General features: G+C 73.3%; 19 protein-coding genes. 9 read left to right on the top strand and 10 right to left on the bottom strand.

The features are described 5' to 3' along the window. Positions 1 to 9: 9 nt before the first annotated feature. The 5 genes from ACZYRU_RS00580 to ACZYRU_RS00560 all read left to right on the top strand — a co-directional run bounded on the left by ACZYRU_RS00580 (position 10) and on the right by ACZYRU_RS00560 (position 6,889). Positions 10 to 969 (top strand): ABC transporter permease, encoded by a 960-nt coding sequence (locus tag ACZYRU_RS00580; RefSeq protein ID WP_488955127.1) that lies wholly within the window; start codon positions 10 to 12, stop codon positions 967 to 969. After that, a complete protein-coding gene (locus tag ACZYRU_RS00575) occupies positions 969 to 1,859 on the top strand; it encodes an ABC transporter permease (RefSeq protein ID WP_488955126.1) in 891 nt (296 codons plus the stop codon). The genes ACZYRU_RS00580 and ACZYRU_RS00575 overlap by 1 nt, the downstream gene beginning before the upstream one ends. Beyond that, the gene (locus ACZYRU_RS00570; protein WP_488955125.1) at positions 1,852 to 3,546 is read left to right on the top strand and encodes a dipeptide ABC transporter ATP-binding protein; all 1,695 of its coding nucleotides are present in this window, start codon (positions 1,852 to 1,854) and stop codon (positions 3,544 to 3,546) included. Before ACZYRU_RS00575 ends, ACZYRU_RS00570 begins: the two co-directional genes overlap by 8 nt. Before the next feature lie 65 nt (positions 3,547 to 3,611). Beyond that, complete coding sequence (locus ACZYRU_RS00565; protein WP_488955124.1) at positions 3,612 to 4,535, top strand: formylglycine-generating enzyme family protein; 924 nt, start codon at positions 3,612 to 3,614, stop codon at positions 4,533 to 4,535. Positions 4,536 to 4,549: 14 nt separating this feature from the next. Then, the gene (locus tag ACZYRU_RS00560; RefSeq protein WP_488955123.1) at positions 4,550 to 6,889 is read left to right on the top strand and encodes an arylsulfatase; all 2,340 of its coding nucleotides are present in this window, start codon (positions 4,550 to 4,552) and stop codon (positions 6,887 to 6,889) included. Positions 6,890 to 7,044: 155 nt separating this feature from the next. On the opposite strand, the gene ACZYRU_RS00555 is transcribed toward ACZYRU_RS00560, so the two are convergent. From ACZYRU_RS00555 to ACZYRU_RS00535, 5 genes are all read right to left on the bottom strand, one after another. Next, entirely contained in the window at positions 7,045 to 9,006 is a 1,962-nt protein-coding gene (locus ACZYRU_RS00555) for an ABC1 kinase family protein (RefSeq protein ID WP_488955122.1), read from the bottom strand. A gap of 64 nt (positions 9,007 to 9,070) precedes the next feature. Next, positions 9,071 to 9,586: a TetR/AcrR family transcriptional regulator gene (locus ACZYRU_RS00550; RefSeq protein WP_488955121.1), complete on the bottom strand. Its 516-nt coding sequence runs from the start codon at positions 9,584 to 9,586 to the stop codon at positions 9,071 to 9,073. Then, complete coding sequence (locus ACZYRU_RS00545) at positions 9,583 to 10,785, bottom strand: cytochrome P450 (RefSeq protein ID WP_488955120.1); 1,203 nt, start codon at positions 10,783 to 10,785, stop codon at positions 9,583 to 9,585. Before ACZYRU_RS00545 ends, ACZYRU_RS00550 begins: the two co-directional genes overlap by 4 nt. 45 nt (positions 10,786 to 10,830) lie before the next feature. Next, a complete protein-coding gene (locus ACZYRU_RS00540; protein ID WP_488955119.1) occupies positions 10,831 to 11,364 on the bottom strand; it encodes a Dps family protein in 534 nt (177 codons plus the stop codon). A 156-nt stretch (positions 11,365 to 11,520) separates the two neighbouring features. Then, positions 11,521 to 13,716, bottom strand: a complete 2,196-nt coding sequence (locus tag ACZYRU_RS00535) for a cadherin-like domain-containing protein (RefSeq protein WP_488955118.1) — start codon at positions 13,714 to 13,716, stop codon at positions 11,521 to 11,523. A 153-nt stretch (positions 13,717 to 13,869) separates the two neighbouring features. Here ACZYRU_RS00535 and ACZYRU_RS00530 point away from each other — a divergent pair, with 153 nt between their 5' ends. Continuing rightward, positions 13,870 to 16,458 carry a LuxR C-terminal-related transcriptional regulator gene (locus ACZYRU_RS00530; protein WP_488955117.1) on the top strand — a complete coding sequence of 863 codons (2,589 nt, stop codon included), beginning with the start codon at positions 13,870 to 13,872 and terminating at the stop codon, positions 16,456 to 16,458. Here ACZYRU_RS00530 and ACZYRU_RS00525 read toward each other — a convergent pair. Together ACZYRU_RS00525 and ACZYRU_RS00520 are read right to left on the bottom strand one after the other, a co-directional pair. After that, a complete protein-coding gene (locus ACZYRU_RS00525; RefSeq protein ID WP_488955116.1) occupies positions 16,378 to 16,818 on the bottom strand; it encodes a group I truncated hemoglobin in 441 nt (146 codons plus the stop codon). The two genes, ACZYRU_RS00530 and ACZYRU_RS00525, sit on opposite strands and share 81 nt — an antisense overlap. A gap of 186 nt (positions 16,819 to 17,004) precedes the next feature. Then, positions 17,005 to 18,357 (bottom strand): cytochrome P450, encoded by a 1,353-nt coding sequence (locus ACZYRU_RS00520; RefSeq protein ID WP_488955115.1) that lies wholly within the window; start codon positions 18,355 to 18,357, stop codon positions 17,005 to 17,007. 262 nt (positions 18,358 to 18,619) lie between these two features. Between ACZYRU_RS00520 and ACZYRU_RS00515 the strand changes: the two genes are divergently transcribed. Then, a complete protein-coding gene (locus tag ACZYRU_RS00515) occupies positions 18,620 to 19,375 on the top strand; it encodes an HAD family hydrolase (protein ID WP_488955114.1) in 756 nt (251 codons plus the stop codon). Then, positions 19,372 to 21,888, top strand: a complete 2,517-nt coding sequence (locus tag ACZYRU_RS00510) for a glycoside hydrolase family 65 protein (RefSeq protein ID WP_488955113.1) — start codon at positions 19,372 to 19,374, stop codon at positions 21,886 to 21,888. The genes ACZYRU_RS00515 and ACZYRU_RS00510 overlap by 4 nt, the downstream gene beginning before the upstream one ends. 93 nt (positions 21,889 to 21,981) lie before the next feature. Here ACZYRU_RS00510 and ACZYRU_RS00505 read toward each other — a convergent pair whose 3' ends face one another. Genes ACZYRU_RS00505 through ACZYRU_RS00495 form a run of 3 tightly spaced genes read right to left on the bottom strand, consistent with a single transcriptional unit; the run spans position 21,982 to position 24,823 of the window. Then, a complete protein-coding gene (locus ACZYRU_RS00505; protein ID WP_488955112.1) occupies positions 21,982 to 22,650 on the bottom strand; it encodes a helix-turn-helix transcriptional regulator in 669 nt (222 codons plus the stop codon). A gap of 4 nt (positions 22,651 to 22,654) precedes the next feature. Further along, entirely contained in the window at positions 22,655 to 23,878 is a 1,224-nt protein-coding gene (locus ACZYRU_RS00500; RefSeq protein WP_488955111.1) for a sensor histidine kinase, read from the bottom strand. A gap of 60 nt (positions 23,879 to 23,938) precedes the next feature. Beyond that, positions 23,939 to 24,823: a hypothetical protein gene (locus ACZYRU_RS00495; protein ID WP_488955110.1), complete on the bottom strand. Its 885-nt coding sequence runs from the start codon at positions 24,821 to 24,823 to the stop codon at positions 23,939 to 23,941. A gap of 155 nt (positions 24,824 to 24,978) precedes the next feature. Between ACZYRU_RS00495 and ACZYRU_RS00490 the strand changes: the two genes are divergently transcribed. Next, a complete protein-coding gene (locus ACZYRU_RS00490) occupies positions 24,979 to 26,226 on the top strand; it encodes an MFS transporter (RefSeq protein WP_488955109.1) in 1,248 nt (415 codons plus the stop codon). Positions 26,227 to 26,303 lie beyond the last annotated feature (77 nt).

Here is a 26,303-nt window from a genome sequence, read left to right as displayed (position 1 = left end):
TCGATCACGATGATCCGCTACCTCCTCAGCAGACTGGGCTCGGCCCTGCTGGTGACGGTGCTGGCCTCGATCGGGATCTTCGCCCTGATCCGGCTGGTGCCCGGCGACCCGGTCTCGGTGCTCGCCGGGCCGGACGCCACGCCCGAGTCCCGCGCGGCCATCCGCGCGGACCTCGGGCTGGACCAGCCGTTCTGGAGCCAGTACGTCCACTGGCTCGGTGACCTGGCGCGCTTCGACCTCGGGCCGTCGTACAAGCTCGGCGGTGACGTCGGGGACCTGATCGCCGACGGCGCGCTCAACACCGTGGTGCTGACCCTGTTCGCGCTGGTGCTGGCCTCGGCCGGCGCGCTGCTGACCAGCACCGCCGCGGTCGTGTGGGACAAGCGGTGGCTGAACTCGCTGCTGTCCGCGCTCAACACCGCCGCGGTGGCGGTGCCGACCTTCGCGACGGCGCTGGTGCTGGTGCTGGTGTTCGCGGTGCGCTTCCCGGTCCTCCCGGCCGGAGGTACGCCGCCCGGCGGGTTCTTCTCCCACCCGGACATCGCCGTCCAGTACCTGCTGCTGCCGGGCCTCGCCCTGGCCCTGCCGGCGTGGGCGGCGCTGACCCGGTTCCTGACCGAGGGACTGCGCACCCAGCTGCAGCAGCCGTACGTCACCACCGCGCGAGCGCTGGGCATCCCGCGGCGCCGGATCGTGCTGACCCAGGCGCTGCGCAACGCGCTGCCGTCGTCGATCACGGTGCTGGGCATCCAGTTCGGCACCCTGCTCGGCGGCGCCATCCTGGTCGAGGCGGTCTTCGCCTGGCCCGGCCTGGGCCGGCTCATCGAGCAGGGGATCTCGGCGCGCGACTACCCCGTCGTGCAGGTCCTGCTGCTGCTCTCGGTCGTCGTGTTCGTGCTCACCCAGCTCGCCAGCGACCTCCTCCACGCGTGGCTCGACCCGCGCGTCCGGCTGAACGGAGTCTCCTGATGGCCGACATCGCGATCGCCGAGCCGCTCGTCCCGGTCCCGGTCGGGCCGGTCCCCGGCGACCCCGCACCGGCGCGGCGTCCCGGCCTGCTGCACGCGCTGCGCCACGGCCGCGGCCTGGTGGGCGTCGTGCTCGTCGGCGCGGTGGTGCTGCTCGGCCTGCTCGGGCCCCTGCTGGCGCCGTACGGTCCGACGGAGCAGGTCAAGGGCGCCAACCTGCTCGGCCCGAGCGCCGGCCACTGGCTCGGCACCGACGAGCTGAACCGGGACATCCTGTCGCGCACGCTGTACGGCATCCGGGTCGACCTGGTCGTCGTCTTCGCAGCGGTCCCGGTGGGCGCGGTGCTCGGCGTGCTCCTCGGCCTGGTCACCAGCTGGTGGACGGTCACCGACGTGATCGCCCAGCGGGTGTTCGACCTGCTGCTCGCCTTCCCCGCCCTGATCCTCGGCATCCTGCTGACCGCGTTCCTCGGGCCCGGCCTGCTGACGGTCGGCATCGTGATCGTCGCGCTGGAGATCCCGGTCTTCGGGCGGCTGGTGCGCACGGCCGTGCGCACGGTCCGCGAGATGCCGTTCGTCGAGGCGTCCCAGGTCGTCGGCGCGGGACCCGTGTGGGTGCTGCGCAAGCACGTGCTGCCCAACTCGCTCGAGCCGCTCACCGTCCAGCTCGCCGTCTCCATGTCGGTGGCGGTGTTCGTCGAGGGCGCGATGAGCTTCCTCGGCCTCGGCGTGCGCCCGCCCCACCCGTCGCTCGGCTCGCTCATCAAGGACGGCGTCCGGCTGCTGCACGAAGCCCCGTTCTTCGCCGTGGGTCCGCTGGCCGTCGTGGTCGCGCTGGTCCTCGGGCTCCTGCTCATCTCCCAGTCCCTGTCGGAGGCCCGTCGTGCTTGATCTCCACTCCACCGAGGAGGTGCTCACGATCGAGCACCTCGCCATCTCCTTCGCCCACCCACGACCCGCGGTCGAGGACGTGTCGGTGAGCCTGCACCGCGGCGAGATCCTCGCCCTGGTGGGCGAGTCCGGCTCCGGCAAGTCGATGACCGCCCGTGCCGTCCTCGGCCTGCTGCCGCCGGGAGCGAGGGCCACCGGCTCGATCCGGTACGACGGCGAGGAGATCCTCGGCCTCCCCGAGGCCGACCTCAACCGGATCCGCGGTGCCCGGATCGCGATGGTCTTCCAGGAGCCGCAGACCGCGCTCAACCCGGTCCGCACCATCGGCTGGCAGCTGCGCGAGGCACTGCGCGCGCACGGCACCACGTCGCGGAAAGCCGCCACGGAACGGGCGATCGAGCTGTTGACGGCGGTCGAGATCCCGGAGCCGGAGCGCCGCCTGTCGTCGTACCCGCACCAGCTCTCGGGCGGCCAGAAGCAACGCGTCGTGCTCGCCCTCGCCCTCGCGAACGAACCGGACGTGCTGCTCGCCGACGAGCCCACGACGGCCCTCGACGTGACCGTGCAGGCCGAGATCCTGCGGCTGCTCGACCGGATCCGCGAGCGGACCGGGACCGCGATCGTGCTGATCACCCACAACATGGGCGTGGTCGCCGAGATCGCCGACCGGGTCGTCGTGCTGCAGGCCGGCAACGTCGTCGAGGAGGGCGAGACCAGGGCGCTGTTCGCCCAGCCGCGCGAGCCGTACACGAGGACCCTGCTCGCCTCCGTGCTGCGGCTGCCCGAGCTCGACAGTGTCGTCGAGCCCGCTCTGCCCGCCCCGAGCTCGTCGAGTAGTCCCGAGGAACGAGGGGCGTATCGAGACGCCTCGACCATCCCTGCCGTCGAGTTCCGCGGCGTCCACGTGCACTACGGATCCAGCCGCCGCGGCCGCGCCTTCCCCGCGATCACGGACGTCTCGCTGCAGGTGGCGCCCGGCGAGGTGGTCGGCCTGGTCGGCGAGTCCGGCTCGGGCAAGACCACACTCGGCCGGCTGGCCGCTGGCCTGGTGCCGCTGGCCGAGGGCCAGGTGCTGCTGCGCGGCGAGGACGTCCTCGCCGCCCCCCGCGCCGAGCGGCGCCACCTGCGCCGCGGACTGGCGTTCGTGCACCAGGACCCCGAGGCCTCGCTCGACCCGCGCTACGCCGTGGGTGCGAGCATCCGCGAGCCGCTCGACATCCATCGCGTGGGCACCCCCGCGGAGCGGGACGCGCGGGTCGCCGAGCTCCTCGAGGCGGTCCAGCTCCCGGCGTCGTACGCCGAGCGCCGGCCGCGCGAGCTCTCCGGTGGCCAGCGGCAGCGGATCGCCCTGGCCCGGGCGCTGGCGCTGGAGCCCGCACTGCTGGTGGCCGACGAGCCGACCAGCGCACTGGACGTGTCGGTGCAGGCGCGGGTGCTCGAGCTGTTCCGCGACCTGCAGGAGCGGCTCGGGTTCGCCTGCCTGTTCATCAGCCACGACCTCGCCGTCGTGCACCAGGTGGCCGACCGGGTGGCCGTGCTGCGGGCCGGCCAGCTGGTCGAGGTCGGCCCGGTGGGCCGCGTGTTCGCGCAGCCGGAGGCGGACTACACCCGCCGGCTGCTCGACGCCGTCCCCGTGCCCGACCCGGCCCGCCGCGGCGGGCGCCGGGTGCGCGAGCTCGCGTCGTGAGCGGTGCCTGCTGCTCTGGGGGCGGCGGATTCACCACGGTATGTAGGGATCTCGACGCTTCCCCAGTGGAGTTCCGCACGGGAAGCCCCGACTCGACTACATCCCGTGATGAACCCGCGCACCGCAGCACCCGGGGGCAACTGCCCGTGCCGGGCGGCACCTTCGCCATGGGTGATCCCTTCGGCGACGGTGCCCCCGGCGACGGCGAGGGTCCGGTGCACGAGGTGCGGCTGGCGCCGTACCTCGTCGACGAGACGGCGGTGACCAACGTGGCGTTCGCCCGGTTCGTGAAGGCGACCGGCTACGTCACCGAGGCCGAGCAGCTCGGCGTCTCCGCGGTCTTCCACCTCGCGGTCGAGGCGTCCCGGGCCGACGTGCTGCACCGGCTCGACACGACCCCGTGGTGGGTCGCGGTGAAGGGCGCGGACTGGCGGCACCCCGCGGGCCCGCTCTCCTCGATCGGCGACCTGCCGCACCACCCGGTCGTGCACGTCACGTGGCACGACGCGCAGGCCTACTGCCGCTGGGCCGGGAAGCGGCTGCTGACCGAGGCCGAGTGGGAGCACGCCGCCCGCGGCGGTCTGGCGGGCCGCCGGTTCCCCTGGGGCGACGCGCTGCACGACGGCGGCGCCTGGCGGCTCAACGTCTGGCAGGGCGACTTCCCGGTCGCCAACAGCCTCGACGACGGCTACCTCACCACCGCGCCCGTGAAGTCGTACCGGCCCAACGGCTACGGCCTCTTCCAGACCGTGGGCAACGTCTGGGAGTGGTGCGCCGACTGGTTCGACCCGACGTACTACGCCGGCTCCCCCACCGACGACCCGCGCGGCCCGCACCACGGCCACGCCCGGGTCATGCGCGGCGGCTCGTACCTGTGCCACGACTCCTACTGCAACCGCTACCGGGTCGCCGCCCGCACCGGCAACACTCCCGACTCGGCGTCCGCGAACATCGGCTTCCGGTGCGGCAACTCCCTCCCCACTCCCTGACGAACGGAACTCCCATGACCGACCGCACCCACCTGCCCTTCCACCGCGACCGCGTCCCCTTCGAGGCCGAGCTCGACGCCCGCGACCAGGTCGCGCCGCTGCCCCTGCGTGAGCGCCTCGAGGCACCGGAGGGCGCGCCCAACGTGCTCGTCGTCCTCCTCGACGACATGGGCTTCGGCGCTCCGTCCGTGTTCGGCGGCCCGTGCCGGACGCCCGTCGCCGAGGAGCTCGCCGACGAGGGCCTGCGCTACACCCGCTTCCACACGACGGCGCTGTGCTCGCCGACCCGCGCCGCACTGATGACCGGCCGCAACCACCACGCCGTCGGCGTCGGCACGGTCATGGAGATCTCCACCGGCGCCCCCGGGTACGACGGCCAGCGACCCCGCAGCGCCGGCACCCTGGCCCAGATCCTGCGCGGAAACGGGTACAGCACGGGTGCCTTCGGCAAGTGGCACCAGACCCCGCCGTGGGAGCAGACCGCTGCCGGGCCGTTCGACCGGTGGCCCACCGGCGAGGGATTCGACCGGTTCTACGGCTTCCTCGGCGGCGAGGCCAGCCAGTTCGAGCCGACCCTGGTCGACGGCACCACCTTCGTTGACCCGCCGCGCACGGCGGCCGAGGGCTACCACCTCTCCGAGGACCTCGCCGACCGCGCGATCGCCTGGACCGGCGACGTGCGCCGGCACGCGCCGGACAAGCCGTGGTTCTGCTACCTGGCCTTCGGCGCCACCCACGCGCCGTTCCAGGTGCCGGAGTCGTGGCGGGACAGGTACCGCGGGGAGTTCGCGCACGGCTGGGACCGCCAGCGCGAGCTCACCCTGGAGCGACAGAAGCAGCTGGGCGTCGTACCTCCCGACGCGGAGCTGGCTCCCTGGACGCCCGGCGTCCCGCACTGGGACGACGTCTCCGAGCTCGAGCGGGAGACCGGACAGCACCTGATGGAGCTGTACGCCGCGTTCGCGGAGCACACCGACGCCCAGGTGGGGCGGGTGATCGAGGCGCTCCGCGAGCGTGGCGAGCTCGACAACACGATCGTGCTCTACATCCTCGGCGACAACGGGGCCTCCGCCGAGGGCGGCGACGCCGGCACCCTCAACGAGGGGCTGCACTTCAACGGGATCGAGGAGTCGCCCGAGCGGATCGCCCGGTTCATCGAGGAGCGGCCCGGCGAGCTCGGCGGGCCGGACACCTACGCGCACTACCCCGCCGGCTGGGCGGTGGCCATGGACACGCCGTACCAGTGGACCAAGCAGGTCGCCTCCCACTACGGCGGCACCCGCAACGGCTTGGTGGTGCACTGGCCGGCCGGCATCCGGGCGCGCGGCGAGGTGCGGCACCAGTGGCACCACGTCAACGACGTGCTGCCGACGCTGCTGGAGGTGGCCGGCGTACCCGTCCCCTCGACGGTCGACGGCGTCGAGCAGGCGCCGCTCGACGGTGTCTCGTTCGCCTACTCCTTCGACGCACCGGAGGCGGCGGAGCGGCACACGACGCAGTACTTCGAGATGTTCGGCAACCGCGGGATCTACCACGAGGGCTGGACCGCGGTCGCCGCCCACAAGGCCCCCTGGCACCCGCGGTTCGAGGAGACGCCGCGCTTCGAGGACGACCGTTGGGAGCTGTACGACACCACCACCGACTGGACCCAGGCGCGCGACCTCGCTGCCGCGGAGCCCGAGCGGCTGGCCGCTCTGCAGTCGCTGTTCCTCGACGAGGCGCGACGCAACCACGTCCTGCCGATGGACGACCAGCTGGTCTTCGCCCGCTCCGCCGGGAGCCGGCCCGCGCCGCCGGAGTCGATCGTGCTCGGTCCGACGTCGGGACGGCTGCGCGACGACGCGGTACCGATCGTCCGCAACGCCTCGCACCTGGTCCGCGCCGTGTTCTCGGGCGGTCCCTCGACGCGGGGGGTGCTGGTCGCGCAGGGCGGGTACTTCGGCGGCTGGTCGCTCTACGTCAAGGACGGAATCCTCACCTGGGCCTACAGCTACGCGGCGATCGACTGGACCCACGTGCGCTCGTCGGTCCCGCTGACCGAGGGCGAGCACGTCGCCGAGGTCCGGTTCGCGTACGACGGCGGCGGCTTCGGCAAGGGCGCCGACATCACCCTCGTGCTCGACGGCGAGGTGGTCGGCAGCGGTCGACTGGAGCGCTCGCTGCCGGGCATGTTCTCGATGGACCAGACCCTCGACGTCGGCATCGACCGCGGCACGCCGGTCACCGACGACTACGGAACCCGCGACGGGTACCGGTTCACCGGGCGGATCCAGCAGGTCGAGATCGTGACCGGCACCGATGCCCTCACCCCGCCGCTGGAGGACCAGGTGCAGGCGGTGCTGGTCACGCAGTAGCCGGCCCGCCAGCGCCGGCGGGCCACCCGCTGTAACACGCTGTCCACCTGACTGGTCGCCGGTTCTCAGCACGACACGCCGACGACACGCCGAGGTCGCTGCTGAGAAGCGCCAGGCAGTGGGGTGGACAGCGTGTTACAGCGAGGCGGCCGGACCTACTCCCGACGCTGGAACAGCCGCACGACCACCCGCAGCGCCAGGGTCACCCCGCAGAACCCGAGCGCGAGCCCCAGCAGACCGAAGAGCGAGAGCTCCTCGGTCAGCTGGGGCCCGCCGCCGTTCAGGGCGAGCACGACGGCGAGGATGCAGGCGGTGATCCCGAACGCGGCGGCAAGGCCGTTGTTGACCTGGTCGCGCAGCCACGCCCGGTCCTCGGCGTCGCCGAAGGCGCGGGTGCGGACGGTGAAGGTGCCGTCGCCCAGCGCGCTGGTGAGGTGCTCGACCCGCTCGGGCAGGCGGCGGGCGATGGCGGCGACGACGCCGGCCTGGCTGACAGCCTGGGCGGCGACCCGCTTCGGCTCGGCGAGCCGGCGCAGCAGGGCGGGCAGCTGGGCGCGGGCCGACCCGAGCAGGCTGCTGCCGGGATCGAGCAGGGTGATCGCTGCCTCGACCGAGGTCAGCGTGCGGAAGGCCGCGGCGACGTCGCCGGGCACGCCGATGCCGTGGCGCCGCAGCACCACGAAGATCCGGGTGAACGTGTCGCCGCCGATGGTGGTCTGCAGCTGGAGAGCAGCGATCTCGCGGCCCAGCTCGCGGCGCAGCAGGGGGACGTCGAGGTCGTCGGGTACGTCGAACGCCAGGGTCAGCGCGTCGACGGCGGAGACCGCGTCGTCGCTGAGGATCGCGAACAGCAGCAGGGCGAGCAGCTGCCGGGTCTCACTGTCGAGGATGCCGACGGCACCGAAGTCGAGCAGCCCGATCCGTCCGTCGTCGAGGACCAGGATGTTGCCGGGATGCAGGTCGGCGTGGAAGACGCCGGCGACGAAGACGGTGTCGAGGAGGGCGCCGATCAAGGTGTCGGCGAGCTCGACCCGACGCTCGGCAGTGAGACCGGCGACGGCGGACTCCCCCGCCGAGAGCGGTGTGCCGTGCAGCCGGTCCATCACCAGCACGCGGCCGGTGCTCAGCGTGGTGTCCACGGCCGGGACCAGGATGTCGGGCCGCGCCCGCAGCGCGGCCGCACCAGTGGCGGTGTTGCCCGCCTCGATCCGGTAGTCGAGCTCCTCGCGCAGCGACTGGGCGAGCCCGGCAGCGAGCCGCGACACGGCCATGTCACGTGCCCACGGCCAGCGCTGCTCGGCGGTGCGGGCGAGGCGGACCAGGATGTCGGTGTCGACCTCGACCTGCCGGCGGGCCTTGCTGCGCTGCACCTTGACGATGACCTCGCGGCCGTCGCGCAGGGTCGCGGTGTGGACCTGGGCCACCGAGGCCGCGGCGAGCGGATCGGTGTCGAAGCTCGCGAACAGGGCGTCCGGCCGGTCACCGAGGTCGGCCTCGATCGTGGCGGCCACTGCGTCGTACGGCTCCGGGTCGGCGTCGGACTGCAGGGTCGCGAGGGCGCGGGTGGTCTCGGCGGGCAGCAGGTCGTCGCGGGTGGCGAGGATCTGGCCGAGCTTGACGAAGGTGACGCCCGACTTGTTGAACACCGACGCGAGGGCGGGGCCGAAGGACGCCGATCCGGGACCGCCGCGGAGCACGGCGCCGAGCCCGGATCCGGTGGCGGCACGGCCGATCTGGAGGTAGCGACGGGTACGACGTAGCCAGGCCCGGAGCCGGCCGACGGTCTCGCGCGGCCCGGGCACGGTGCCCGACGGCACCAGCACCTCGAGGAGCATCACGGTCGCGAGCGCGGCCGCGAAGACCCACAGGCAGCTGACGAACAGGAACGCGACCGCCGTGCCCTGGGACGTGGTCAGCCGGCCGCTCTCGGTGCCGACCCCAGCCGCGACGGCGAGCTTGCCGGTGACCGGAACCCCCACCAGCAGGGCGATCCAGGCGACCAGCAGCGTGCGCAACCAGCCCACCCGGGCGCCGAGGATGCGGCGGATCACCGCAGCGAGACCGGCCGCCAGGAACAGGCTCGTGACGACCGTGTACATCCAGACCACTGCTCCCACGCGCCCCACCGTAAGCGGCGGGAGCCCCGGTTCCCGGGAGCGTCAGGGCAGGTTCAGGGGCCGGTCAGGGAACGGTCAGGGCGATCACCGGCGCGACGAACCGCTCGACCAGCCGCCGCTCCTCGGCCGCGTCGCCACCGGGGACCGTGAGCAGCGAGACGATCACGCGGACCAGCCAGCGGGCCGCCTCCGGGTCGGGCGCCATGGTGAGGCCGAGCGCCTCGACCACCTCGGAGCCCTGGGCCAGGTCCGCCGTACGACCGGCGTCGGGCTCGCGGAACCAGGCCACGAGCGCCGGCGCCGCCCGCACGTGGCGCAGCGCCGCGAGGACGGCGTCGGTCACGGTGGCAGGCGCGTCGGCGGCGACCAGTGCGCCGACGCGGACCGCCTCGCGCTGCACGAAGGCCAGCTGGAGGGCCGGCCGGTCGGGGAAGTAGCGGTAGAGCGTGGCGCGCGAGCAGCCGGCGGCTGCGGCGATCTCCCCCATCGCCACGGCGTCGACCCCGCGCTCGGCGAAGAGCCCACCGGCGGCGTCGAGGATCCGCTCCACCGCCGGCGTACGACGGTCGACCCAGCTCACGAGACGACCAGCGGCACCGAGAGCGGGCGGCGGACATAGGGGCCGGGCGCCCAGGTCACCGCGTCCTCGTCCACCGTAAACGAGGGGATCCGGGCCAGCAGCTCCTCCAGCGCGACGGTGATCTGCAGCCGCGCGGCGGCCGCGCCCAGGCAGTGGTGGTGGCCCTGGCTGAAGCTGAGCACCTGGCTCGGGCGGCGGCGTACGTCGAGCAGCTCGGCGTCCGGCCCGTACCTGCGCGGGTCGCGGTTGCCGGCGCCGTACAGCAGCAGCACCTTGCGTCCGGCCGGGATGCGCACACCGTGCAGCTCGACCTCACGCGTCGTCGTGCGGGCCAGGCCCTGCACCGGCGAGGTGAGCCGGAGGAACTCCTCGACGGCGTCCGGCACCAGGCCAGGGTCGTCGACCAGCAGGGCGCGCTGGTCGGGGTGCGCCGCCAGCAGCTGGGCCGCGCCGCCGAGCGCGCCGGTGGAGGTGTCGTTGCCGCCCGCGACCATGGTGAAGACGAACGCGAGGATCTCCAGCAGGTCGGTCTCCGCCATGACCAGCTGGGAGACGGTGTCCTCGCCCGGGTCGCGGCGGCGCCGCTCGACGAGGTCGGCGAAGTAGGTCATCAGCTCGGTCGTGGCGCTCGCCGCGTCCGCCGCGGCGAGCACGCCGTCACCGGAGACGTTGGCCGCGACGATCGCGCCGCTCCAGTCGTCGAAGCGCGGCTGGTCCTCGACGGGGACGCCGAGGTAGTGGCCGACGACCAGGCTGGGCAGCGGCTTGAACAGCTCGGCCACGACGTCGCCGCCACCGGCCTCCCGCAACGCGTCGAGCCGCTCCACGACGAACGCCCGCACCACCGGTTCGAGGTCGCGCACCTGCCGCGGCGTGAACCCGCGCGCCACCAGCCGGCGGAAGGTGGTGTGCACGGGCGGGTCGGTCATCACGAACGGCGGGTTGTCGACCAGCCCGATCCGCTCGAGCTCGTCGTACTCGACCGTGAGCCCGCCGGTGCTGGAGTACGTCGCCACGTCGACCGCCGCGGCCAGCACGTCGGCGTGCCGGGACAGCACGTAGTGGTCGTGCTCCGGGTGCCGCGACGGCACCACGTGGTGGACCGGGTCGTGGTCGCGCAGCCAAGCGTACGACGCCCACGGGTCGCGCCACGCCTCGCCACCGCCCGGCCGGTAGCCCTGGAACAATTCAGCCGACATGCCCCAAGAGTGAGACATGTCAGCCGATCTGTCCAGTGCCGGCGGTCAGGCGATGATCGCCTCCGGCACGGACCCCTCGGGAGCCCGGCGCTCGGCGTCGGTCAGCCAGGCCAGCTGCTCGAGCCGGTCGAGGATGGTGTGCAGCAGGTCGGCCGTGGTCGGGTCGGCGGCGTCGACGTCGTCGTGGACCTCGCGGACGGTGCCGGTGACGGCGTAGATCGAGGCGACGATCGCGTCGATCGCGTCACCCGTCGCGACCTCGCCACCCGGGAAGGCGGGGAGGCTGGACTGGGCGGCGGTACGGGCGGAGGTGCCGTCGGGGACGACGTACAGCGCACGCATCCGCTCGGCGACGGCGTCGGTGAACTCACGGGCAGCGTCGACGATCTCGTCGAGCTGCAGGTGCAGGTCGCGGAAGTTCGGGCCGACCGCGTTCCAGTGCGCCTGCTTGCCCTGGAGGGCGAGGTCGTTGAGGTCGACGAGGACCCGCTGGAGGTGGCCGGCGAGGGCCGTGTCGGCCCGGAAGGCGGGGTGGGAGACGTGCTGGGACGAGCGGTGACGGGTCACGGTGGTGGCCACGGGGTGGTGCTCCCTTCGATGGAGGTCGGTGCCCACGAGCCTGCCACCATTTCTGGAACGATTCCAGAAAAGCGAGCCTTGCCTCACCCCCGGCAGGCCTGCGCCGCGCCCGCCATCCCCACGATGGGCGAACGCGGCGCAGGGGTCCTGGGTGGGTCAGCGCACCCGCTTGGCTGCGCTCAACCGCACCACCGCGGCGTACGCCGGGCGGGTGCCGGTCACCTGCACGGAGACCCTCTTCCCCCGATCGCGCGCCTTCAACCGGTAGCCGGCCTTGGAGGCTCCCTTGATCGGCTTGCCGTTGCGGAACCACTGGTAGGTCAGCAGCACCGGCGCCGGGCCCCACATGCCCGCCACTGCCGTCAGCCGGTGCCCCACCCGTGCCTTGCCCGAGATCCGCGGCGTGCTGCCCTCGATCGCGCCCGGCCCGGCACCCGAGGGAGCGTCGGAGACCGGCTCGTCGACGACCGGCGGGGCCGCGCTGACGGTGATGGTCACCGTGGCCTGCTCCGACTCCTGCAGCAGCTCGTCACGGATCGTGTACCAGAACGTGACGAGGCCGGTGTAGCCCGCGTCCGGGGTCAGCGTGAAGCTGCCGTCGTTGGCGTAGACCAGCGTCGCGTGCTGCGGGATCGACCAGCTGGACGTCTTGATCGCCCCGCCCTCGGCGTCGGTGTCGTTGGCGAGAACGCCCTGCGCCGCCGGTACGACGAGCGGCACGCCGGAGACGGCCTGGTAGCTGTCGGCCACCGCGGCAGGCGCGTCGTTGCGCACGACGATCGTGATCGTGCCCTGGTTGCTCGGGGCGCCCTTCGGGTCCGTGCTGGCGTAGGTCACCGTCTCGGTGCCGTGCCAGCCGGCATCGGGCTGGTAGCTGAAGGCGCCGGTCTCGACGTCGAAGGCGGTGAAGGTGCCGTGCTGGGCGGCACCCCGGAAGCCGACGTCGAGGTCCTCGTTCTCGACGTCGGTGTCGTTGGCGAGCACGCCCTGCGCCGCGGCGACGGTGAGCGTCTGGCCCTGGTGGATCTCGTAGGTGTCGTCCTTGGCGACCGGCGCCTGGTTGACCAGCGGCGGTACGACGGTGACGATCACGCTGGCCCAGTTGCTGGTGTTCCCGTCGGCGTCGGTGAGCCGGTAGCCGAAGAGGTCCGGGCCGGTGTAGCCCGCGGCCGGCGTGTAGGTGAGCGTCTTCGCCACGTAGTCGGCCAGCGCGGTGCCGTGGGTCCCCGGCAGCACGTTGCTGATGGCGAACGCGGAGTCGACGTCGGTGTCGTTGCCGGTCAGCGTCGCGAACGGGACGACCAACGCAGCGTCCTTCGCGACCTGGATCGCGTCGTCGACGGCCACCGGTGGGATGGTCTTCACGGTGAGCGACACGGTGACGTACGCCGACGTCAGCCCCTCGGAGTCGCGGGTCTGGTACTGGAAGGAGTCCGGGCCGACGTACCCGGCCTGCGGGGTGTAGGTCCACGTGCCCGCGGCTGCCTTGAAGCTGCTGAGCGTGCCGTGGCTGGGCTGACCGTGCGAGCCGACCTCGATGTACGCCGAGTCGGCGTCGGTGTCATTGACCAGCACGCCGGTGGCCCTGGTCATCACCAGGCTGCCGTTCTTCGGGACGACGTAGGAGTCGGGATTCGCGACCGGCGCCTTCGGCGGGCCCTGGTCGGCGATCGTGATGGTCAGCACCTGCCGGCCGGCGTTGGAACCGTCCGAGACGGTGTAGACGAAGCGCCGGGTCCCGACGTAGTCGGTCGGGGGCGTGTAGACCCAGGTCGTCGGCGTCATCCAGCTGGCGTTGGTGAGGTCCTCGCCGGGCAGCAGACCGGACTCGGCCACGATCGACGTCACGGAGACGGCGGAGCCCTCGGGGTCGGTGTCGTTGGCGGCCAGGTCGGCCTTGAGGTCGCTGACCAGCTTCTTCAGGCCCTTCGCCACCGCGAGCGTGTCCGGCTGCGCGACCACGGGTGCGTTGCCGGGCTGGCCGAAGGTGATCCTGAGGATCAGCCAGTCGCTGACGTTGGTGCCGTCGGTGAGCCGGTAGGTCAGGTCCCCGTTGCCCCCGTTGCCGCTGGCGGTGATCGTCGTCATGCAGGTCTGCTTGTCGTAGCTGACGCTCCAGCCGTTGGGGCCGATGGCGGACAGCGAGACGGGGTCGCCCTGCGGGTCGGTCGCGCCGGCGCAGAGGTTGACAGTGAGCGCAGTGGCGTTGGGCGTGCTCAGGTAGCGGATCGGGGCGGTCGGCGCGGCTGCCGGGTCGGCGTGCGCGGCGCCCGGGACGAGGGCGACCAGGGCGACCGCGAGAGCCGTGGTGACGGCCGCAACGAGGGCGCGCAGGGGGATGCGTGGGGACATGCCTCCACCCTCGGGCCGTCGGCGCCCCCGGCGGATGGGCAAGGCCTGCTCATCCGGCTGCTCAACACAGTGGAGGACTTTTACTCAGACCGGGGTGGTGATTACTCACCATTCGTGCCGGAACGGGCCGATCGCGGCCCTAGAATCCCAGCCATGTCGACGACGGTCGTGCCGCACCCCGAGCGGCAGTGGCCGCTGCTGGGACGCGACCGCGACCTCGACACCGCCCTCGCCGCCCTCGCCGGAGCGGCCCGCATCGTCACCGTCCACGGCCCGACCGGCGTGGGCAAGTCCCGACTCCTGGCCGAGGTCGCGTCCCGGGCCACCGCGGCCGGCCGGCACGTCGTCGAGCTGAGCGGCAACGCGATCCTGGCGGTCGTACCGCTGGGGGCGCTGTCGGCGCAGTTCCCCGGCCTGAGCCCGTACGACGGCACCCCGCTCGACCCGGCCCGCCTGTTCGCGGAGGCGAGCGCGGCGCTGTCCGCCGCGGCCGGAGGCCGGCCGGTCGTGCTGGTCGTCGACGACGTGACCCTGCTCGACCAGGCGTCGGTGCTCCTCGTCGCCCAGCTGGCCGCGGCCGGCATGGTCCGGCTGGTCGTGGCGCTGCGGCACGGCGACCCGCTGCCGGAGCCGCTGGTGATGACGTGGAGCGCGGCGCGCGACGTACGCATCGACCTCGTACCGCTGACCGCCGGCACCACCCAGGAGGTGCTCGAGGGCGCCCTCGACGGTGCCGTGGCCCACCGGACCGCGACGACCCTGCACGCCGCGAGCGGCGGCAACCCGATGTACCTGCGCGAGCTGGTCGTCGGTGCCCTCGGCGACGGCAGCCTGTCGCGCACGACGGGCGTGTGGCAGCTGGCCGGGGGCCCGGCCGGTACTCCGACCCTGCGCGACCTGGTGCTCGCCCGGGTCGCGCCGCTGGGCGAGGCGGCCCGCGACGCACTGGAGCGGCTCGCCGTGTGCGGCGACCTGCGTCCCGACCAGCTCCCCGGCGACGGCGTGCGCGCAGCGCTGGCGACCCTGGAGGCGGCCGGCCTGGTCCGGGTCAGCGGTGACGGCACGGTCGGGCTGGCCCAACCCGTCTACGGCACCGTGGTCGCCGGGTCGCTGTCCCGGCTGCGGGTCGAGGACATCCTCACCGAGCAGGCCGCCCTCCTCGCCAGCCGATCCGACGACAGCGACCTGCTCCACGTCACGATGTGGCAGGTCGAGGCGGGCATCGGCGCCGACCCCGCGGTGATCACCGCCGCCGCGCAGTACGCCGCCGGCACGGGCGACCACGCCGCGGTGATCCGGCTGACCGAGGCCGGGCTGCGCACCGCACCCGGCGACGCCGAGCTGCTGCTCCTCCAGGCCGACTCGCTGCTGCGCGTCGGCCGCTCCGCCGAGGCGCTGGCGCTGCTCGAACGCCACCCCGACAACAGCGCCCGGATCGCCCGGCTGGTCGCGGTCGGTCAGCTCACCGGCCGCGGCCCCCTGGCCGCTCTCGACGTGCTCGACCGGGTCGCGCAGGCCGCCGACCGTCCCCACCCTGCCCTGGAGCTCACCCGGGCCGCGGCGCTCGTCGCGGCCGGCCGCTCGACCGAGGCCGAGGCCGTGGTGACCGGCATCGCCCCGGTGTTCGGCGACTCCGAGCAGGCGCGGATCCGGATCGGGCTGGCGCGCGCCGTACCGCTGGCGTGCCTGGGCCGCGAGACCGAGGCGGTCGCCGCGGCGGAGCGGGCGGTGGCCTTCGCAGAGGAGACCGACGGCAAGGTGCTGGGAATGAGCCGCGCGGAGACGCTGCTCGCCCTGGCCACCGTGCAGCACCTCGCCGGCAGGTACGGCGTCGCGCGGGTCTCCGCCGTACGGGCGCTGACCGAGGCGGCCGACAACGGCGACGAGATCCTCAGCCGGTCGATCGAGTTCCTGCTCGGCCGGATCGCGGCCGACGCCGGCCACCTCGCCTCCGCCGAGCGCTGGCTCGCCGAGACCATCAGCGGCGCCAGGTCGGTCGGTCCGCCGGGGATGGCGGTGCTCGCCCGGCTGAGCCTGACCGCCGTCCAGGGTGCGACCGGCGACCTCGACCTGGCCCGCGCCACCTTCGCGCAGATCTCCGCCGAGCTGGTCCCGGCCTCCTGGCTGGCCCTGTCCCGCGGCTGGTCCGAAGGCATGGCGTCCGGTACGGCGGCCACCCTCGGCCACATCGAGGATGCCGCGACCCGTGCCCACGAGGCCGGCAACCGCACCTTGTCCGCCCAGGCCTGGCAGACCGCGCTCGAGATCGACCGGGCCGACGCCGCCGTCGACGCACTTGCGCAGCTCTCCGCGGAGTGCGACAGCACCTTCATCGCCCTGCTCGCCGAGCACGCGACCGCCGCCGCGGGGCGCGACCACGCACGACTGCTGGCGATCAGCGAGGAGTGGGAGCAGCGCGACGGCCTGCGCCTGGCCGCCGTCGCCGCCGCCGGAGCCGCCCGCGCCCTCGGCAACGCCCGCACGGCCACCGCCGCCCGGGCCCGCGCCGCCGACCTGGTCCGCCGCTGCGACGGCCTGGACCTGCCCGTCCTGCGCGCCGACGAGTCGGCCAGCCCGCTCACGCCGCGGGAGCAGGAGATCGCGGCCCTCGCCGCGGCCGGGTCGACCAGCAAGGAGATCGCCGCCCAGCTGTTCCTGTCCTCACGGACGGTCGACAACCACCTGCAGTCGGTCTACACCAAGCTCGGGATCAGCGGTCGGCAGGAGCTGGGGAAGCGCTGATGCGGCGCTGACGTCGACCACGACCGCGCGCCGCGCCTCCAGCGCCACCCGCACCTGGTCGATCTGCTCGGCCCCGGCGCCCATGTCGTGCAGCGTCATCACGAGGTGCTCGGCCACCGCGTCGAACGCGCCGTCGGTGATGTCGAGCCCGGCGTGGGCCTCGGCGAGCGGCCGGCCCGCGAACAGCTCCGGGCCGCCGAGTGCGTGGCTGAGGAAGGCCCGCTGGTGCGCCTTGAGGCGACTCACGTCGATCCCCTCGAACCAGTCCCGCAGGTCGGGGTCGTCCAGCACCCGCTGGTAGAACACCGACACCACGGCCTTCACGGCACCGGCCCCGCCGATGGCGTCGTACGCGCTCATGGGGGCGACGCTAGCGACGCCACCCGGCCCTGGTCCTGAGTATCGGTTACTCAGGTTGCGTGGCCACGTCGGAAAGCGGGTGGCTGGTTCACCACGGGATGTGGTCGAGCAGCCGCTTCCCCTGCGGAGCTCCGCTACAGATGCACCTGTCCATCTACATACCGTGATGAATCCGCTTCAGCCGGCTCAGGCGGGCTCGGCCACCCGGTCGCCGCCGGTCAGCACCGGGAGCGCCTCGACGCCGTAGACCGCCGAGAGCTTGCGGAAGTCGAGCTCGGAGATGTCCGCGGCCATGGTGAGATCGGGGAACCGCTCGGCGAGCATCCGCAGCGCGGTGCGCAGCTCCATCCGGGCCAGCTCGGCGCCGACGCAGCGGTGCATGCCCCACCCGAAGGCGAGGTGCCGGGTCGGCTCGCGGCTCGGGTCGAACTCGTCGAGGCCGGGCGCGAGCCGCGGGTCGCGGTTGGCGGCGAGCAGGGAGACGCCGACGGCGTCGCCCTCCTTGATCAGGGTGCCGCCGATCTCGACGTCCTGCTTGGCGAAGCGCAGGAACGCGAGCTGGACGACGCACAGGTGGCGCAGCAGCTCCTCGACGACCTTGTTGACCTGCTCGGCGTCCTCCGAGCGCAGCATCTCGCCGGCCTTGGGGGTGGTCGCGATCAGGTAGGCGCCCAGCGCCAGCATCGACGCGGAGGTCTCGTAGCCGCCGAGGAAGACACCGTCGGCGATGCCGCCGAGGGTGACGTCGTCGAGCTCGTCGCCGTGCTCCTTCAGCAGCGCGCCGATCAGGCCGTCGCCCGGGTTCGCCCGCTGCTCGCGCACGGCGTTGATGAGGAACTCGCGGGTGTGCGCGGCCGCGCCGAACGCACCGGCGCCGCCCTCGGTGAGGTCGAAGCGCGCCACGCCGAGCTCCAGGAACCGGGCCCGGTCGTCGACCGGGAGGCCGAGCAGGTCGCAGATGACGTCGAACGGTACGGCGAAAGCGAACTCCTCGACCATGTCGACCGGGCGTCCGTCGCGGCCGGCCTCGGCCATCGCGTCCAGCCGCTGCCGCACGATCGCCTCGATGCCGGGCTGCAGCCGGGCGAGGCGGCGCATCGTGAACTCGGGGGTCAGGTAGCGGCGCAGCGCCGTGTGCAGCGGTGGGTCGGTCATGCCGAGTCCGCCGATCTGCTCCTCGTCGGAACGGCCCTCCTGGGACACGAACTGACCGAGGTCGTTGGACCACAGCTCGGCGCCACCGGCGAGCACCTCGCGCGACTCGTCGTACCCGCTGACCAGCCACACGCCCTTGCCGAACAGGTCGGCGAGCTTCTTGACCGGCTCGTCGGCCTGTGCCTTCGTGAGCTCGGGCACCGGGTCGAGCCCGTCACGGCGCAGCGGGAGCGTGAACGCGTCCGGCAGGAAGCGGAGCTTGCGCAGGTCGATGCCGTTGCGCATGGTCCGGTTGAGCAGCCAGATGCCGATCCGCTGCTTGGCGGGACCGAGCACGGGGTCCAGGACAGGCCGGAGCAGCGAGTCGAAGAGGGGGATGCGCATGAGCCGTATTCCATCAGACGAGACGACCCGATATATCAGGTGTGACCCGGATCGCGCCCTGACCCGACCCTGAGGTCGCGGCCTGGTGGGCGCCGAGGGACGAGGCGAGCACCAGATCAGGCGGGGAGGTCGAGAAGCGCCGCGGCTGAGCGTGCGAAGCCGCGAGGCGCGTATCGAGACCCGTCGAGGCGTCTCGATACGGTCACGGCCTCGTTCCTCGGCCGTGACCTACTCGACGAACTCGGACGGATAGCCTGTTCAGGTGCCTCGGACACCGGTGGACTGGGATGCGTGGGATGCAGTGCTCTTCGACCTCGACGGGGTGGTGACGCCCACCGCCGAGGTGCACATGCACGCGTGGTCGGCGATGTTCACGTCGTTCCTGACCGCGCGCTCTGCGGCGGACGGCGTCGCGTACCCGCCGTACACGGAGCAGGACTACTTCACCTACGTCGACGGGAAGCCCCGTTACGACGGGGTCCGCTCGTTCCTCGCCGCACGTGGGATCACCCTGCCGGAGGGGTCGCCGGACGACCCGCCCACGGCGGAGACGGTGTGCGGGCTGGGCAACCGGAAGAACGAGGCGTTCAACCAGATCCTCGGCTCGGAGGGGGTCGTCGCCTACCCGGGCTCGGTGGCGCTGATCGCCGAGCTGCACGAGGCCGGCAAGCCGATGGCCGTCGTGTCCTCGTCACGCAACGCGCCCGCGGTGGTCGCCGCGGCCGGGCTGACCGACTACTTCGCGACGATCATGCACGGCGGCCTGGCCGCCGAGCTCGGACTTCCGGGCAAGCCGGCGCCCGACACCTTCACCCATGCCGCGGCGACCCTCGGTGCGACCAACGCCCGGTCCGTCGTGCTCGAGGACGCCATCAACGGGGTCGCCGCCGGGCACGCGGGCGGGTTCGGGCTGGTGATCGGGGTGGACCGCGGCGCGGGCGAGGACGCCCTCCGCGCGGCGGGAGCCACCGTCGTCGTACCCGATCTGGCGGAGCTGGTCCCCGAGGAGGACGCATGAACGCACCCGAGGGCCCGTCCCACAAGGCGCCGCCGGCCGGCGACCCGCTCGACCGCAGCCGGTTCCCCGTCGACGAGTGGCGGCTGGTCGAGACCCGGTTCGACGGCAGCGACCTCGGCACCACCGAGTCCCTGTTCACCGTCGGCAACGGCTACCTCGGCCTGCGCGGGAACTACCCCGAGAGCCGCGACGCCCACCTCGACGGCACCTTCATCAACGGCTTCCACGAGACCTGGCCGATCTCCCACGCCGAGGAGGCCTACGGCTTCGCGCGGATCGGGCAGACCATCGTCAACGTGCCGGACCCGAAGGTGATCCGGCTCTACGTCGACGACGAGCCGCTACACCTGTCGGTGGCCGACCTGATCGAGTACGAGCGCTCGCTCGACTTCCGCACCGGCGTGCTCACCCGCGACCTGGTCTGGCGCACGCCCGGCGGCAAGCGGGTCCATATCCGCAGCACGCGGATGGTGCCCCTGGAGCAGCGCCACCTCGCCGTGCTGACCTTCGAGGTGACCCTCCTCGACCAGCGCGCGTCGCTGGCGATCTCCTCCCAGCTGGTCAACCGGCAGGACGAGCAGCGCGAGGCCGGCCCGCTCGACCAGAGCGGCGGAGGTACGGCGGACCCCCGCCGTGCCGAGGCGTTCGACCGCCGCGTGCTGCTGCCGCGGCTCCACGAGGCCAGCGCCGTCACCGGCCGGTTGAAGCTCGGCTACCGGGCGGCGCAGAGCGGGATGACACTGGGGGTCGTCGCGGACCACGTGCTGGAGACGGCGTCGCCGTACTCCCTCGAGGTGCACGCCGAGGACGACCTCGCCAAGGCGATCTACCGGGTCGCGGCCGAGCCCGGCGTCCCGGTGAAGCTGACCAAGCTGGTGTCCTTCCACACCGCGGCCACGGTGCCGCCGCGCGAGCTGATCGACCGCTGCGAGCGCACCCTGGCCCGCACCCGTGAGGAGGGCGTCGCCCACCAGTACGAGGTGCAGGAGGCCTGGCTCACGGGCTTCTGGGCACGCGCGGACGTCGAGGTGCCCGGCCAGCCGGCGGTCCAACAGGCGATCCGGTGGAACCTCTTCTCGGTCCTGCAGGCGGCGGCGCGTGCGGAGGGGCAGGGCATCGCGGCCAAGGGCGTGACCGGGTCCGGGTACGGCGGCCACTACTTCTGGGACACCGAGATCTACGTGATGCCCTTCCTCACGTACACGGTGCCGTGGGCGGCGCGGAACGCCCTGCGGTTCCGCTACAACCTCCTCGACAGCGCCCGCGCGCGGGCCCGCGAGCTCTCCCAGAAGGGCGCACTGTTCCCGTGGCGCACGATCAGCGGGCAGGAGGCCTCGGCCTACTACGCCGCCGGCACCGCGCAGTACCACATCGACGCGGACATCGCGTACGCCCTGAGCCAGTACGTCGGCGCCACCGGCGACGAGGAGTTCCTGGCCCGCGAGGCGGTCGACATCTTCGTCGAGACCGCGCGGATGTGGGCCGACCTCGGGTTCTGGCGCGACGAGACCCGGAGGACCTTCCACATCCACGGCGTGACCGGGCCGGACGAGTACACGACCGTCGTCAACGACAACCTGTACACGAACGTGCTCGCGCGCTTCAACCTCCGTCGCGCGGCCAGGGCGGTGTGGGAGCTGCAGCGCGACGCCCCGGCGGCGTACGACGACCTGGTGCGTCGTACCGGACTGACCCCGGACGAGGCCGACGAGTGGGCGGAGTGCGCCGACGGGATGTCGATCCCGTTCGACTCCTTCCTCGGCATCCACCCGCAGGACGCGCACTTCCTCGAACGCGAGATGTGGGACCTGGAGAACACGCCGCTCGACAAGCGGCCGCTGCTGCTGCACTACCACCCGCTGGTGATCTACCGGTTCCAGGTGCTCAAGCAGGCCGACGTCGTGCTCGCGCTCTACCTGCAGGGCGAGGAGTTCACGGCCGAGCAGAAGAAGGCCGACTTCGAGTACTACGACCCGATCACCACCGGCGACTCCACGCTGTCCGCGGTCGTGCAGTCGATCGTCGCCGCCGAGGTCGGCTACTCCGCACTCGCGCTGCGCTACTTCCACTCCGCGCTCTTCGTCGACCTCGCCGACCGCCACAACAACACCGCCGACGGCGTCCACGTCGCCTCGACCGGCGGCGTGTGGAGCGCGCTGGTCGGTGGCTTCGGCGGCTTCCGTGACATCGGCTCCGGGGCCGGTGACCAGCAGTGGCAGCTCGACCCGCGGCTGCCTTCGTCGTGGTCGTCGCTGGTCTTCCGGGTGACCCTCCACGGCACCCGGGTGCGGGTGACGGTGCGGCCGGCCGACCTGGAGCTGTACGTCGAGCAGGGCACCGAGCCGGTCACCTTCGCGGTGCGGGGTGCGCTGGTGAAGGTCGGTCCGGGTGAGCCCGTCGTCGTCCCGCTCGAGCACCAGGGACCAGCGCTCGACGGCGAGCCGCCGTACCCGGCCGGGATCCAGCGCGCCGACGGGACGGTGATCTCGGCGATCGTGCCGAGCGGGGACTGAGGGCTGCAGGAATCGCCTCCTGGGAGGCGATTCCCTCGCTTACTGCCCATTGCAACGGGCGGTAAGTGCAGGTTTCACCTCTGAGGAGGTGATTCATGCAGGCGGCTGCCACCCGATCCGGTTGGCCAGCCCGACTGCGGCGAGCTGCGAGGACACCTCCAGCTTGCCGAGGATCCGCTTCACCTGGGTCCGCACGGTGCTCTCGGACACGACGAACGCCACCGCCACGTCGTGAACGGTCTCTCCGCGCATCAGATGCCCGAGCACCACGGCCTCGCGCGGGGTGAGCCTCTCGAACCGCCCGCGGATCTCCCGGTGCTCCTGGCCGTTCGCGTGGGCGAGGGCGATCAGCTCGGCGCGCTCGGTCTCGTCCATCAGCCGACCGCCCTGGGACAGGGCGGTGATCACGGCGAGCACGCCGTCGAGGGTGCCGGCCTTCGACAGCACCCGCCGGGCGCCGACCGCCAGGCACTCGCCCCACCGCACCCGGTCCGTGGTCGCCGTCAGGACCACCACCTGCATCCCGGCCTGCGTGAGCGGGCCGATGAGCAGGCGCCCGTCGCCGAGCGGCCCGAGGTCGAGGTCGAGCAGCACGATCCGCGGCCGGAGCTCGCGGATCCGGGCGAGCAGTGCGGCCGGGGAGGTGAAGTCGTCGGGCGTGAGGACCCGCACGTCGTGCCCCTCGCGGGTCAGCGCGAAGTCGAGGGACTGCGCGAAGAGCGCGTGGTCCTCGACGATGACGATCCGGAGCCGGGCGCGCACGCGATCACCCCGCCTCGGGTACGACGCCCGCCCGGGGCAGCTCGACGGTGAACGTCGCGCCCTCACCGAGCGCCGAGTCGACGCGGACGATGCCGCCGTGCAGCTCCACGACCCGGTGCACGATCGCCAGGCCCAGGCCGGCGCCGGGGCGGCGGCGTACGGCTCGGTGGCGGGAGCGGAAGAACTCCTCGAACACCCGATCCCGGTCGGCCGCGTCGATCCCGATCCCGACGTCGCGCACCGTCAGCACCACCCACGACGGCCCCGGCACGACGCGGACCAGGACCCGCCCGCCCGGCTCGGAGTACTTGATGGCGTTGGACACCAGGTTGGCGACCATCCGGTCGAGGTCCTCGGGATCGCCCCGCAGCGTGGGCTCCTCGACGACCTCCAGCTCCACGCTCACACCCCGGCTCCGTGCCTCCGCGCCGTGCAGCGCGACCGCCTCCCGGGCGAGGTGGCCGAGGTCGGTGGTCAGCAACCGCAGCGGTGCGTCGGTCCGGCCCAGCTTGGCCAGCGCCGCCATGTCGTCGACGACCGACCGGAGCCGCTCGGTGCCGCCGTGCACCACGGCGAGCCCGGCCGCCACGGCGTCGCCGAGCCCCGGCTCGCCGCGCAGCGAGTCGACGGTGTGCGCGATCGCGGCCGCCGTACCGCGCAGCTCGTGGGACAGCACGTCGATGATGCTGCGACGGTATTCGGCGAGCGCGTGCTCGTGCTCGACCCGCAGCTCGAGGTCGTCGCGCTCCAGCGCGGTGACGAGGGCACGCTCGGCGAGCCGGACGTACATCTGCAGCGTCGAGCGCTGGGCGGCGTCGGGCCGGTGGCCGTTGGCGGGCAGGTCGACCCACAGCACGCCCCGCATCTGCCCCACCTGGTCGTGGAGCAGACCGCAGAGCAGGTCACGCGAGTTCCAGGCGTCCGGCTCCTCGAGCGGCACGACGTCGGGGACCCACACGTGCTCGTCGAGGTGACCACCGGAGCGGTCGGCGGGGACGAAGCGCAGCGCGCCCCAGACGTCCGCTGCGACGAGCTCGCGCTCGAGGAGCTCGACCGGGGTGCGCTGGTCGAGCAGCTGGGCGGCGGCGGTGTCGTCGCCGACGACAGCGACCGTGTGCAGCAGGCCGGCGTCGACCAGGCTGACGGCAGCCACGCGGAACCCGGCGAACTCGATCACACCCTCGGCGAGGAGCTCCAGGGTGCGGGCCAGCGATGCGTCGACCTCCACACCCGCAACGGTTCCCCGAACCGGCCTCCTTCATTCCCCGCCCGGGAGGCGATCGAGGGATCAGGCGCTGAACAGTGTCGGGGCGATCCAGTCGGCGAGCCAGGAGACGGGCGCGCGGCCCGGGCCGACCTCGGCGAGCTCCCGGGCAGCGAGCTCGAGCAGGAGCAGCCGGGCGACGCACCGGGCCTCGACGACCACCCGGCCGTGCCAGCGGGCCAGGATGCGGGGCGCCTCCTCGACGAGCGCCGTGCCGGCGCCGTACCAGCGCAGCTCGCCACGCAGCTCGTCGAGCCGGAAGTGCAGGGTGTCGAAGCCGATCGGGCGGTTCAGGCCATAGCGGTCCCACTCCCGCACCAGCACGGTCCCGTGCGCTCCGGCCGCGACGGTGCGGCGCGACCAGCTGCCGTGCCAGGCGCCGCGCGCCAGCGCGTCGAGGTCGTGGCGCGAGCCGAGCTGGTCGAGCGCGGCGAGCAGCTGGTCGCCGAACGCCGAAGCCGGGAGACCCTGCAGCCGGGCGCGAAGGTCGCCGGCGTAGGAGTGGTCGAGGTCCGCGATCGTGGCCAGCTCGACGAGGACCCTCTCGGCGTCGAACCGCGCCGGGCGGGTCGGTACCCGGCCCGGGTACGGCGTGGCGCACCACTCCTGCACGAGGAGCGGCCGATCCGCCCGGGTGGTCAGCGCGAGGAGCCGGGGCGCGACCAGCCGGCTGCCGTGGTGGTGCGCCTCGAGGGTCGCGAGCGCGGTGGCGCCGTCGAGGACCCGCCGTGCCCCGGCGTCGTCGTCGGCCCAGCGGACCACGGCGACGCGGTGCGCCCGGTCGTCGTACACGTGGAACTGGGTCTCACCGGGTACGCCGGGCTGCGACATCAGCCGGACCGGGCACCCGAGCGCAGCACCGACGAAGTCGGTGAGGTCGTCGAGGACGTGCGAGCTCAACGGGTTCATGCGTGGTCCCTCCCTTGGACCCGGCGCGTCCCCCCAGAACGCGCCGGATGACCAGCGTCGGGGAACACGAGGCGCCGGCGGGAGGGTTGACGAGCCGAATCCCCACAATTTGGTACGACGACGGGCGGCCCCGGCGCCGGTGCTTGACTGAGGCAGTGACCTCGACCGCCGCCCCGTCCCCGGCGGGGGTGCGGACGGTCTCCGCCGCCCGGCGCTGGGCGATGCTGGCAGCCGGCACCGGCGCCCAGGCAGCGACCGCGGCGATGGTCACCGCACCGAGCTTCCTCATCCCCGAGCTGCACCGTCCCGTCGCGGACGGCGGCTACGGGATGAGCCTGGCCGAGGCCGGCCTGGTCGCCTCGGCGTCGATGACCGGGATGATGTTCACGCTCGTGCTCTGGGGCCTGGTGGTCGACCGGCGCGGCGAGCGGTTCGCGCTGCTGGCCGGGCTGGTCGTGACCGCCCTCGGCGGTGCTGCTGCCGCCGCTCTCGCCTCGCCGTGGCCGATGGCCGTGGCGCTCGGCTTCGCCGGCATCGGTGCGGCTGCGACCAACTCCGCCTCGGGCCGGGTCGTGGTCGGCTGGTTCCCACCCGAGCGGCGCGGGATCGCGATGGGGATCCGGCAGACCGGGCAGCCGCTCGGCGTCGGCATCGCCGCGGGCACGGTCGCCGTCATCGCCGACCGCCACGGCATCGGGCCGGCCCTGTGGGTGCCGACCGCGGCCGCCGTCCTGGTCGCGGCCTTCGTCGCGGTCGTCGTCCTCGACCCGCCGCGGCCTCCCGTCGCCGCGGCGGTCGCGGCCGTCAACCCCTACCGCGCGGACCGCTACCTCGCCCGGATCCACGCCGCCTCGGTGCTGCTCGTCGTCCCCCAGTTCCTGGTGTGGACCTTCGGCCTGACCTGGCTGGTCGACGACCTCGGCTGGTCGCCCGGCATCGCCGGCCTGGTCGTCGCCGGCACCCAGGTCGCGGGCGCGGCCGCCCGGATCGGCGCGGGCTGGGCCTCCGACCTGGTCGGCAGCAGGATGCGGCCGATGCGTGCGGTCGCCTTCCTCGCCGCGGCCACCATGGGGCTGCTCGGCCTGGCCGCGGCGGGCGCCGGCGGGTCCGGGCCGGTGACGGCGCTGGCGGTCGCACTGCTGGTGGTCGCCTCGGCCGTGACCGTCGCCGACAACGGCCTCGCCTTCACCGCCGTCGCCGAGCGCGCCGGCCCGTTCTGGTCGGGCCGCGCCCTGGGCCTGCAGAACAGCGCCCAGCACCTCGCCGCGGTCGCCGTCCCGCCCGTCGCGGGACTGACCATCACGGCGTGGGGGTACGGCGCGGCGTACGCCCTGGCGGCCGCGCTCCCGCTGCTGGCGGTGGCGGTCGTGCCCGTGGGCGGCGAGCGGCGGATCGACGCCTGACGGACCCCCCGCTCGGACCGCCCGCGGCTGTCGAAAAGTAGAACGGGTACCAGTTCTCACCTCGTCGCACTAGTCTG

The sequence above is a fragment of the Nocardioides sp. F233 genome (assembly GCF_057813895.1).
Note: the sequence above shows the minus strand (reverse complement) of the source record. Positions and strands in the feature narration are given on the sequence as shown.